9 protein-coding genes, 1 tRNA gene and 3 pseudogenes are annotated in these 8,149 nt (G+C 61.5%); 3 read left to right on the top strand and 10 right to left on the bottom strand.

The features are described from left to right. The first annotated feature begins 20 nt into the window (after positions 1-20). Positions 21-97: transfer RNA gene (locus tag HLH48_RS21160), tRNA-Met, on the top strand. A 179-nt stretch (positions 98-276) separates the two neighbouring features. Here HLH48_RS21160 and HLH48_RS23865 read toward each other — a convergent pair. Beyond that, positions 277-384, bottom strand: a pseudogene (locus HLH48_RS23865) (AraC family transcriptional regulator); the annotation flags it as partial. A gap of 12 nt (positions 385-396) precedes the next feature. After that, positions 397-696 (bottom strand): DJ-1/PfpI family protein, encoded by a 300-nt coding sequence (locus HLH48_RS21150; protein WP_182999453.1) that lies wholly within the window; start codon positions 694-696, stop codon positions 397-399. A 92-nt stretch (positions 697-788) separates the two neighbouring features. On the opposite strand from HLH48_RS21150, the gene HLH48_RS21145 reads away from it, so the two are divergent. Both HLH48_RS21145 and HLH48_RS23860 read left to right on the top strand, forming a co-directional pair. Beyond that, a complete protein-coding gene (locus HLH48_RS21145; protein WP_182999452.1) occupies positions 789-1,418 on the top strand; it encodes an HD domain-containing protein in 630 nt (209 codons plus the stop codon). 158 nt (positions 1,419-1,576) lie between these two features. Continuing rightward, positions 1,577-2,499 (top strand): annotated as a pseudogene (locus HLH48_RS23860) (LysR family transcriptional regulator). On the opposite strand, the gene HLH48_RS21130 reads toward HLH48_RS23860, so the two are convergent. The 8 genes and pseudogenes from HLH48_RS21130 to HLH48_RS21095 form a co-directional block, all read right to left on the bottom strand. After that, positions 2,460-2,906, bottom strand: coding sequence for a ribbon-helix-helix protein, CopG family (locus HLH48_RS21130; RefSeq protein WP_182999449.1), 447 nt, complete (start codon positions 2,904-2,906; stop codon positions 2,460-2,462). The pseudogene HLH48_RS23860 and the gene HLH48_RS21130 overlap by 40 nt on opposite strands. A gap of 114 nt (positions 2,907-3,020) precedes the next feature. Further along, a pseudogene (locus HLH48_RS21125) lies at positions 3,021-4,815 on the bottom strand (relaxase/mobilization nuclease domain-containing protein). A 250-nt stretch (positions 4,816-5,065) separates the two neighbouring features. Next, positions 5,066-5,743 (bottom strand): lytic transglycosylase domain-containing protein, encoded by a 678-nt coding sequence (locus tag HLH48_RS21120; RefSeq protein ID WP_373320272.1) that lies wholly within the window; start codon positions 5,741-5,743, stop codon positions 5,066-5,068. Further along, entirely contained in the window at positions 5,730-6,068 is a 339-nt protein-coding gene (locus tag HLH48_RS21115; protein WP_220795251.1) for a DUF736 domain-containing protein, read from the bottom strand. The genes HLH48_RS21120 and HLH48_RS21115 overlap by 14 nt, the downstream gene beginning before the upstream one ends. A 25-nt stretch (positions 6,069-6,093) precedes the next feature. Then, positions 6,094-6,501, bottom strand: a complete 408-nt coding sequence (locus HLH48_RS21110) for a S26 family signal peptidase (RefSeq protein WP_373320273.1) — start codon at positions 6,499-6,501, stop codon at positions 6,094-6,096. A gap of 158 nt (positions 6,502-6,659) precedes the next feature. Then, positions 6,660-7,154, bottom strand: a complete 495-nt coding sequence (locus HLH48_RS21105) for a DUF2840 domain-containing protein (RefSeq protein WP_246387640.1) — start codon at positions 7,152-7,154, stop codon at positions 6,660-6,662. Next, positions 7,151-7,459, bottom strand: coding sequence for a helix-turn-helix transcriptional regulator (locus HLH48_RS21100; protein WP_182999448.1), 309 nt, complete (start codon positions 7,457-7,459; stop codon positions 7,151-7,153). Before HLH48_RS21100 ends, HLH48_RS21105 begins: the two co-directional genes overlap by 4 nt. A gap of 161 nt (positions 7,460-7,620) precedes the next feature. Beyond that, a complete protein-coding gene (locus HLH48_RS21095; RefSeq protein ID WP_182999447.1) occupies positions 7,621-8,034 on the bottom strand; it encodes a DNA -binding domain-containing protein in 414 nt (137 codons plus the stop codon). Positions 8,035-8,149: the final 115 nt, after the last annotated feature.

Raw genomic sequence — 8,149 nt, 5'->3', positions numbered from 1 at the left:
TTCCAGTCCTCCCTCACCCCCGCGGGGTGGAGCAGCCCGGTAGCTCGTCAGGCTCATAACCTGAAGGTCACAGGTTCAAATCCTGTCCCCGCAACCATGAATCCCGTTTGAAAACAAACGCTTAGGCCGCCTCACGGGCGGCCTTTGGCGTTTCTCCAGCGCCAACTGGAATCATATAGGAATCATCCGGGAGAGAATTCCAGCGTAGTTCCGGGACGCGCTGAGAGTGGCGCGAGAGGGCCGGAAAGGGCACGAATCGGCTTCAGGACTCTACCGCTAACGCTCGTGTGCAACTCCGAAGCGGCGTCGGTAAGTAGCTGGTGTTACGCCGACCTGACGTTGAAAGGCACGACGGAATGTGTCGATGTCTCCAAAACCGGTAGCTACGGCGACCTGTTAACAGCGCAGCCATTCAAGAAGTTCCGGATTGGGCGGCTCATTTTTCAGATGTGGCGCGCCTGCGACTAAAACTGTATGGAACCGCGCCATTTCGCAGCTAATTACGTAATCAGGTAGGATGCGTATGCCCGAACTGCTTCTGATCGGCTGTTCGGAAAGGCCGATAACGTGAAGAGTATATTCATCGCTCCCGGACTGGGTATTGGCTTCCGCGAACACATCGAGAGGGCCTGCGACGTCCAACATTTGTACGCCGGGCAAAGCAATGATGCCAATTCGTCGTTCGTGTCCAGCCATGATGTTAATTGTCCTGATTCGTCGTTTAACGACGATACAAGACTCTTCAATCCAAAGCTATTCTCGTCAAAGCCCGGAATGGAGAAAACATCATGCCTACGATCAAAATCCCTGACAGCAAACTCGCTCGCGAAATCAGCGAACTGATACGTGATACGGAATCTGAATTGCTCTTTAACCACTCTAACAGAGTTTATCTGTTTGGTGCTTTGGCAGGGCAACACCGTGGTCTTTATTATGATCAGGAACTGCTTTTTGCCGGAGCGATGTTCCATGATATTGGACTGATAAGCGATTATAGTAGTCCACATGAACGCTTTGAGGTGGACGGTGCCAATGCGGCAAAGGAATTTTTGTCGAGTCGTGGTATTGCGCCTGCCGATATAGATACTGTCTGGACGGCAATTGCTCTTCATACGACTCCTGGCATTCCAAAATATATGCACCCAGTTGTTGCTCTTGTGACGGCAGGGGTCGAAATGGATGTGCTTGGACTTACTTATAACGAGTATTCTGATGCTGAACGTGAAGCTGTTATAAGGTCATTCCCGCGTGGTCCTCAATTTAAAGAAGAAATTATCCAAGCTTTCTATGATGGAATCAAAAATAAACCAGAAACTACATTTGGAAATGTGAAGGCGGATGTTCTGGCCGATAAAGACCCACATTTTCACCGAGGCAATTTTTGCAGCGTAATACGGTGCTCCCATTGGGTAGGGTGATCCTCGTCTGTGTTTGCACCGGAAGGTCCAAGGCGAAAGTTGGACTGTAAGCAGATTGGTCGGGACGGCTACTCCGGTCTCATATGGAAAATATTGTTCTGCATTAAATCATTTTGAATCTCGCCATTTTCTTGGCATGATTTTCGATAGAGTTCGAAATGCCCCATGATTATGGCTTCAACATCCGCGATCTGCGACGTGTCATCGCGGTTGCGGAGCATCGTAGCCTGCGTCGGGCAGCCTTGGCCTTGGAGGTCGATCAGGGCACGCTGACACGCTCCATCCAGGCGTTGGAGCACGCGCTTCGTATTCCCCTGTTCGAGCGAATGCGGACCGGCGCGCGGCTCACGGCGGCGGGCGTGGCGTTCACGAAGATCGCCGCCTCCGTACTGGAGGGCATGGACGAAGCCATGCTGCATCTGCGCCTGCGGCATAACGGGGTGGTGGGCAGGCTCCGCCTTGGTGTGCAGGTATCCTTTGCCACCGGTGTGGTGGCCGACCTTCTCGAACGGTATCAGAGCGTATGCCCCGATGTGGATTTTCAAATTATCGACGGCACGCGTGAGAGATTGTTGCGGGATGTGCTGGCCTCCCGCCTCGACGCGGTGATCGTCATAGCGGGCGAGGGCTGGCCGGGCCGAGCCATCCCGCTGGGGCGGAAAGAGTGCTGGCAGCTGTCGCGCGGGATCACCCCCTCGCGGCGCGGGTGGCGGTGACGTGGACCGATTTGTCACATTATCTCCTGACGCTCCCGCGTCGTGGTACTGGCATGGAGCTTCGCAAGCTCGCGCTGCTGCATGGCATACTGCCAGAGCGCATCATGTTTCACGACGCCGCCATTGACCGGTTGTTGGCACTGGCCCGTCACGGGGATAAGATTCTGCTCATCACGGAAGGCGCTACGGGCATCAGAATGGATGGCATCGTCTTCCGTCCGGTCATGGATGACAGCGGCCCGATGACATTCGATCTCGCCCTGTGCTGGCGGGATGGGGAAAGCGATCCTGTTCTCGCCCGTTTCATCGCGCTGGCGCGGCGTGCTCAGGCGGAAGGGCGTTCGTCCGGCTCGGGCGGGGTTTGACGTGCAGCGGGGATATCGAGCGGGATGTCGTCGCGGAAGGATCGTCCCTGGGACAGTCGTCGCCCCAGTGTGTCCAGAAACCGGGTAAACCGTTCTTGGCCCAGCGCATTGGCGGCGGCCTGCGCCTCGGTTGGGAGCGGCGGCATCTGTCCCAGCCAGAAGCGGATGAACAGCGCGTGCGTTTCCAGCGCGATCATCAGGTCGCGTTCCTGCCGCTGCATCTGGCGCGTCAGCCGGTCCAGTCGGCGTGTGAGGGCTGCTTCCGTTTTCTCGGCGCTGTCGGGCGATAGCAGCGAGGCGACCGCCGCCTCCACCACGGCGGAGCGCGTCACCTTCCGGCGCGCGGCAAGTTCGCCGATCTGCGAGATCATGGCGACGGGCAGGGAGACGTTCAGGCGGTCACGCATGGAAAGCCTCCATGAAAAACCATGATGTGACCGAAAGACTTTTTCCGGAACAAGACCAAAACTGCGTCGAGTGTACCGAGGCGGACGACAGCGTGAAAAGAACGGGGGAATGGATCACATGCTGATCCCGAGATCGCGTTTGCGGTCGTGCCGCCAGTCGACGCCCCCGTCATCACGGGCGACGCCATCGACATACCGGTCGTGCTGCTTCGCCAGCGACGGTGCCCAGGGCACAAGCTGGAAGCCCATGCCGTTGTCGATCATGGCGAAGCGCCCCGAGGACAGGCTGAGGCGTTTCACATACTGGCCGGTGACGAAGTTGCCCGGAATGCTGCGCTCATAGGTCAGCCCGCTCTCCTTTGCGAGTTTTGCGCCGATCTGGTCGAGTTCCTGCTGACGCAATGTCATCAGGAGATTGCGCTGATAGCGTGCTGATCCGTCGGCATGGAACGAGGCCAGCCCGCGATCCGCGAGGTGACTGGTGCGCTCCTGCATGGCTTGACCCACCTCGGCCCCGAAACCTGTGCGGGCGAGGTCCATGGGCTGGCGCTCCACAAGCCGATGATCCAGCCATGTCGCCCCCGGTGCTTTGACCTGCGCGGCGAGGTCCAGATCGGAGCGGGCGGACAGGACGAGATAGTCCTTGCCGCTCGCTTTCCCGGTCGCGGTTCGCACCTCGACGATGCCGCCGTCGCGGTGCGCATCGCGGAAGGCTTCGACGCCGGAGAAGCGGACATGATGGACGCGCCCGTCGGTGGCGTCGATCACGGCATAGGCTTCGCCGGTCAGTTCGTTGTGCAACCCGCGCTCCAGCAAGCGCCCAGTCAAGGCGACGGGCTGATCGCGACCGGAGATCACGTAATCACCGGGGGACATCACCCGCTCCCGGCTTCGTTCCGTTATGGCGCGGTGCATGGTTTTGATGATGTCGCCGCGCGTCCCCATCTCGCGCAGCGTGTCCTCCATGTCGGGGGCAAGCGACCATCTTCCCGCCTCCTCGGGCTTTGCCAGCCCCATGCGTTCCAGTGTCTGTGCTCTGCCGGTCAGAATGGTACGATGCGCTGGATTGCGCCCGAGGCTGTGAGCATTCCCAGCATCGGGCCGTAGGTCCACGACGCCCAGATCATCAGCGTTGCGTTGCAACTCCGCGTCAAGCCGGGTCCAGCGTTCCGCCGTGACATCCCGGCGTAACGCGGCCTCGATTTCATGCTCGGCGCGTGGCCCCAGTTCGAGGGAAACCAGATCCTCCGCCTGAGAGCGCAACCCGTGGCTGATATAGTCGCGGGCGATGACCAGATCGGCTCCGCCCTGATCAACACCCCGCACGATCAGATGCACATGGGGATTGTCAGTGTTCCAGTGCGACACGGCGGCCCAGTCAAGCTTTGTGCCGAGATCGACTTCCATCTGTGTCACCAGATCGCGCGTGAAGCCGTCGAGATCGGTCATCTCCGGCGCGTCCTCGGGCGAGACAATGAAGCGGAAATGATGCCGGTCGTCTTTGCAGCGGGTAGCAAAGTCGCTCGCGTCCACCTCCTGACCATCCGGCCCGAACAGATGCGCTTTCTCGCCGTCGCGAGTGATACCATCGCGGCGCAGATAGCCAAGATGATCGGCCAGCGATCCGGGACGTGCGCAGCGCCCGGTCTTGTCGCACCACGCGAGCCTTCACAGTGACGCGGCGGTGGGCGTCGAACAGGCGGCTTTTGCCAAACCGGGAATGCCCCCGCCCGAAGGTCGAAGGACCAGAACGCGGACTGCTGCTTCCCTTTCCGGGGCTACCGCCAGCCCCTCCGCCTGCACGTCGGGAGGCATGGAGCACCTGCGCCAGAAAGGTCCGGGGGCGGGCGCTGCTTTCCTTGCTCCGGATGCGGCCCGGACGGACGCGAAAATCTTCATCGCGGGCCATCAGAACCCCACTGTGCAGGAAAACCCCGCAGGAAACGGGCACAAAACCAAAAATCCTGCACACGACCGACCCAGCCTGCACACCAGAAGGCGAGGCGCGACCGCGCCTCGTCGCCCAACGTGGCAGGCCGTTTTATCTTGCCTTCCTCTTTTTATTATTTCTGATGTCTGTCGAATACATGAAGAGACACCGCAAAACCTGCGCCACGATAGAACAACCCCACACCCACACCCACACCGCAAACAAGACGTCACGGCGCGCTCCTTTGCGATATGGAGACGAACAGGCCATGAGGTGGGGCCTCCGATCGCATCACCTGAACGAAAATCGGCATTACCTCCGGCGCGTCCTGGGCCACGGTTCGGGATACAAACGGGCCGACGAAAAGCCGACTTCCGGACAGCATTTCGGCGTGCGGTCGATCGACAAAAAATGCGTCGAAAACCGGATCGCCGAACGACTCTCCGCGCAGCAGCCGGGCGACTCTTGTGACGTATTTTTTCGTCTCGTCGGGAAGCGTTCGACTGGTTCTCAACAGTTCCTCGTACCGTCCGGGACCGGCATTGTAGGCAGCGAGGAAACCCGCATCGCCGTAGCGGTCATGCAGCCACCGGAGATAGGCCGCACCCGCAGTGATGTTGTCGCGCGGATCGTATGGATCGCTCCCCAGATTCAGCGCCGCGCGAAGCTCCCGCCATGTGTCGGGCATGATCTGCATGAGGCCCATCGCGCCTTTCGGTGATACTGCCGACGCATCACCTGTACTCTCCGCGCGCATCACCGCCGTGATCCACGCGGGCGGGATGTTCGCGCGTGTGGCGGCCTCGGCGACATAGGCATCGAACGGCGCGGCGCTGGCCGTCTGCAAAGCGGCTGCAAGCCCGCTGCAAATTGGCAGCAGCATGAGCGCCGTTTTAATGCGGGCCATGACGCCACTCGGGCCGGTTCCAGACTAGCCGGAAGCTGTCGGCGCTGTCGCGGTCTGGCATCAGCCGGACGCGCAGAGGGCGCACGAACAGCGGATCGTCGATCATCACGGCGAGCCACAGGCCGATGCGCTCGCCCTGCCGTGCCCAGGCGCAGCCGACGTCCGTCCCGTCATCATCCAGCCCACGCAGGACGCGATAATCGGGGGCGTTTTCCGAGGTGCGGTTTTCGTTCGGGATGATGGCAAGATCGTCAGCCATGAGGAATGATGTGATCTGCCCGAAAAATCCGTTTTCTGTGCGGGTGAAGGTGCCAAGATGGATCATTGGACTGGTCTTTCCTGTTGGGGGTTCATTGCAGTGGCGGGGGCAGCAGCACGGGTGACGGCATTTCGTACGAACGAGGTTCGGCGCGCCCGGTGGTGATCCAGACCGGGACAGCCCTGCCGATCACGGACGCTGCGGGCAGCGGGCCGAAATACCGTCCGTCGAGGCTGCGCGGTTCCGCCGGGTTCATGATGAAAATCTCGTCAGGCAAGAGGCGATGACAGCCCTGCCAGACGGGCAGCGGGCGTCCGCGATGGTCACTGGTCAGCGCGTCTCCGACATGCGCACCGCCGATGCTGATGGCGCTCTTCGTGCGGCACACGTCTTGCCCCGGCAATGCCGCGACGGGCTTGAGAAGTGGGACGCCGAACGGCAGATACCCGCGCGATGACAAGAGCAGCGCCAGCCGGTCGGGCAACCGGATCGCGGCAATATCCCCGACATGGAGTGCGCTGCCGGGCTGGACGCGATACAGTCCGACTGGAACGCTGGCTGTCTCGTTCTATAACAGCCGGGGAGCGACATGAAGGGATGCGGATGCCGTGACGATGGTGATCCCCACAAACGTCGCGGCCAGGACGGAGCGCCGGGTCATGACGCGAGCCTCTTTCGCGCCAGCCATGCCTTGTGCATGGCGAGTGTATAGGGGCGGGAAGCGACATTGGCGGCGATGCGACCGTTAAGGACGCGCCAGTGATCGGGGCAGATTTCGGCGGGGTGAAGTCCCAGTTCCTCGATGGCGTCGATCTCTTCCAGCATGCGCCGGACCTTCGGCCAGCCGGACACGTCCAGCAGCAGTTCACCTCCGGGCCGCACGAAGGGCACCGTCTGGAAGGCGGCCCCCGGTTCCACCGCGCGTACGATGTCGAAGCAGGACACGACGGTCCCGTAATCGTTGGCGGCCCAGCGGATGAAGCCGAACACGCTGCCCGGCGCAAAGGCGACCAGACGGCGGCGCTTGTCGAGCACTTTGTCGGAAACCGGCCTGCCGAAGCGCAACCAGTGCTCGACGCGCTTCTCGACGAAGGTCAGTTCTACGGTGGTCAGGCCGAGGGCGGCGGCGTCGGAGGCGTCCATGGCGGTCATGGTTCCCGCCTCCGGGCGCGTCGCGCATCGATGACGGACGTGTAGGTGTCATCGGAAGTGTGGGCGCAGCGATGGGCCTGAAGCCAGGCTTCCACGTCGGAGCGGGCATAGAGGACACGCTGGCCGAGTTTGAGGAAGGTCGGTCCCTCGCCGATGACGCGGTATTTCTCCAGGGTGCGGGGCGAGAGGCCGAGCAGTTCGGCGACTTCGGTGGTGCGCAGATAGTCGCGCAGGAAGCGCGCGGGCACCGGGCGAGGCGGCGGTAGCGTCAGCGCGGGTGGTGACGCCGGTTTGTCGTTGGTCATGGAAACCTCCTGTCGGCGCGGCGCGTTTCATGGCGTGAAGCGGTGGCGCTTACGGGAGGCTGTCGTGAAAAAGGCCGTCAGGGAGTGGAGGAAATGACGCGTGCGGATTTCTCCCCCTCTTTGGCGTAGGCAGGCGTAATCGGGCGCATAAAGAGCGGGCGTCAGATTCCGTCGAGCAGGGTGACATATCCGCCGTGAACGAGGGCGCTGCCCTCGTCACGCAGGGCGCGGGCCATGGCGCGAAGGGCGGAATCGCCCCAGACCCCATCGGGCATGGCCATGGCGGCGGGATCGAGCAGGAGGGACGCGATCTGGCGCTGGCTGGCCCCGGCCCGCCGGAGATCGTAGGCGTGGAGGCGGAGAAGGAGCCAGCGATGGCGGGTCCGGGTGATGCGTTGGGGATGGCGTGTCGGGAGGGAAAAGCCCAGCGCGACCGAGGAAAAACGCATGGCTTCGTTGGTGCGGCGTCGGAATAGCGGATCGAGGGGAATATGCAGCGCCGGGCGGATGATGGCGGCGGTGCCGCCATGCAGGGAGAGGGAGAATGTCGCCTCGTGGGTGGTCAGGACGACCACTTGCCCTATTGCGTCGGTTTTCTCGAAGATCACCTCTCCCAGCGCGGAAAATTCGGGCAGGGCGGGCGGCGCGAACGGATCGAACGCTGGTGTCAGTGTGATGATGCCGCTGGTG

Source organism: Gluconacetobacter sacchari (assembly GCF_014174255.1).
Lineage (GTDB): Bacteria > Pseudomonadota > Alphaproteobacteria > Acetobacterales > Acetobacteraceae > Gluconacetobacter > Gluconacetobacter sacchari.
Note: the sequence above shows the minus strand (reverse complement) of the source record. Positions and strands in the feature narration are given on the sequence as shown.

Coding starts and splice junctions, on each gene's coding strand:
- HLH48_RS21150 (WP_182999453.1), bottom strand. CDS start 696: ATGGCTGGACACGAACGACGAATTGGCATCATTGCTTTGCCCGGCGTA.
- HLH48_RS21145 (WP_182999452.1), top strand. CDS start 789: ATGCCTACGATCAAAATCCCTGACAGCAAACTCGCTCGCGAAATCAGC.
- HLH48_RS21130 (WP_182999449.1), bottom strand. CDS start 2,906: ATGCGTGACCGCCTGAACGTCTCCCTGCCCGTCGCCATGATCTCGCAG.
- HLH48_RS21120 (WP_373320272.1), bottom strand. CDS start 5,743: ATGGCCCGCATTAAAACGGCGCTCATGCTGCTGCCAATTTGCAGCGGG.
- HLH48_RS21115 (WP_220795251.1), bottom strand. CDS start 6,068: ATGATCCATCTTGGCACCTTCACCCGCACAGAAAACGGATTTTTCGGG.
- HLH48_RS21105 (WP_246387640.1), bottom strand. CDS start 7,154: ATGACCGCCATGGACGCCTCCGACGCCGCCGCCCTCGGCCTGACCACC.
- HLH48_RS21100 (WP_182999448.1), bottom strand. CDS start 7,459: ATGACCAACGACAAACCGGCGTCACCACCCGCGCTGACGCTACCGCCG.